The sequence below is a fragment of the Bacillus sp. AY2-1 genome (assembly GCF_008368965.1).
GTDB lineage: Bacteria > Bacillota > Bacilli > Bacillales > Bacillaceae_G > Bacillus_A > Bacillus_A thuringiensis_S.
On sequence record NZ_QPEL01000162.1, the window covers coordinates 1 to 2,234 of the forward strand.

Genomic DNA, 2,234 nt, shown 5'->3' on the forward strand with positions numbered 1-2,234 from the left:
AATGTAAAGAAAAGATAAAGTATACTAAATTAAATATAAAAAATACCCAATAACAAAAAGATTAGCTTTCACTAATCGCTTTGTTATTGGGTATTAATTGATTTAAGAATTACTACTAGTGCGTATTGCTATACATTTATCGTCACAATTAGAAAAAGATTGTTTACTTTGTACTTTCGGTAAGTAAATTGTTACTGTTGTCCCGACACCAACCTCGCTCATGATACTAATTGTCCCTTGATGACTTTCAATAATTTTATAACTTAACATTAATCCAATACCAGTCCCTTTTTCTTTCGTACTATAAAAAGGTTCACCTAATCTCTTAATTCTTTCTTCAGGTATTCCTATTCCTTCATCTATTACATGAATGATGACACCATCATCATTTATTTCTTTTATGTGAATTGAAATTTCCCCGCCATTTGGCATAGCTTCGATTGAATTTTGCAAAATATTAATAAATACTTGTTTCAATTGATTTTCCGAGCATTCAATAATTATATCTTTGTCATCCGTAAATAGTTCAACTTGAATATTTGTCATAATTGCTTTTGTATTCATTAACGATACGACATTTTTAAAAATTTGATAAATATTTTTCTTTTCTGTATTTATCTCATCTGTTTTAGCAATTGACAAAAATTCTTGCAGGATCGCTTCTATCCTTTCAATTTCAGAAAGCATAAGATCAAAATATCTTTCTTGATCTTCTTTATTAATTTGGAATAACTGTATAAAACCTTTAATTACAGTTAAGGGATTTCTTACTTCATGAGCTACCCCAGCTGCTAATTGACCAATTGCTGCAAGCGTATCTGATTTGTTTAGCAATTCTTCTGTCTTTTTTCGCTCTGTAATGTCACGTACAATAATCATAATTTTATCATGTAATAATGGTAAGCACCTAGCTTCAAAGAAATCAATACTTCCATTAAGTGTGAGTGGATATTCTACAATTACATTCGTTCCTTTTTCCTTCACTTGATTAATGGCTTCCTGAAACTGCTGTACTACTGAAGATGGTAATACTTCGTAAAACTTTTTTCCCATAAAAGCTTCTGCGGGTACGTAAAACTTTGTAGGAGATCCTGCTTTGTAATCTATAATTGTGCCATCATCTTCTGTTAAGAAACATAAATCTGGTAAAGCTTTAAATATTAATTCCAGTTCAGATGTTTGTTGTTTTAACTGCTCTTCTATCGCTTTTAAATGTGTAATATCTACACCAACAGCCCAATAACTATATCCTGTTACAGGAAACTGTTCTGATATATTAGACCACATTATTGTTTTGATTTCACCATTTTTACATGTTAAGTGCATTTCCCAATCTCTGAAATTTTTTCCACAAGTTAAAAATTTCTTTTGTATTTGCTGGCGATAACTATGATCAGGATATAATAATTGAAGTGCATTTGGATTTCCAATTATTTCTTCAGCGGTATAACCTGTTACAATTTCACATTCTCGGTTCCACAAAACAAAATCTCCATTATAATCAAGCGCATCGACCATAACAGGCATGTTTTGTAAAATCGTATGTAGTTCCTCCTCTTTCTGAGAAAGCAACGTTGTTTTTTTACTTTGAATTACTTTTATTGCGCCATCTAAAATTAAACTTGAGAGCATTTCAAAGTATTTTTGACAACTGAAAATTTCGCTTTTTTTGGACCATACAACAAAAGATCCTAAATGTTGATTGTATAAGAAAATGGGGATTTCAATCTTTGGAAGTTTACTCTTAATTATCTCATTCATTCCGAATGAAAAAATACACTCTTTTTCAGCATCAAGAAGTTGATGTGATATGTTAGTTAATTTATAAAATTGTTCTGCCATGGTTTCTATTGTACTCACATCAATAAGTTCCATTAGCCGCGAATTCATTCCTTTTTCACCTCAATATGTAAAATTAATACAAATCTAAAATTCATACTTCTCCATTATACGAAGAAAGCTAGTGTAGGTATATAGCTGTAGAATAATTATTCGCACAAATTTTATTTTTCAATTAAAATAAGAAAAGAATGTATATACTGAATATACCTTTAATTAGTAGATATTTCGTTCATTCCTCCTTACATTCACTGAATTTTTCCTTGAGGGTCATACGCGTCACTAATAACGGTATAAAAATGCAACAAGTATAAAATTCATAAAATATTCACAAATTTCACGAAAAATATAAACATTTATTCCAATATATTCTATATAATGAAATGTAATAAGGC

Annotated in this window: 1 protein-coding gene; it reads right to left on the bottom strand. The window is 29.8% G+C overall.

Annotated features, from left to right (window positions below):
• Positions 1–102 precede the first annotated feature (102 nt).
• Positions 103–1,890, bottom strand: a complete 1,788-nt coding sequence (locus DN403_RS26565; protein ID WP_001088546.1) for a PAS domain-containing sensor histidine kinase — start codon at positions 1,888–1,890, stop codon at positions 103–105.
• Positions 1,891–2,234: the final 344 nt, after the last annotated feature.

Excerpts from the sequence above, each read along its gene's own strand:
- DN403_RS26565 (WP_001088546.1), bottom strand. The coding sequence starts at position 1,890 with ATGAATTCGCGGCTAATGGAACTTATTGATGTGAGTACAATAGAAACC.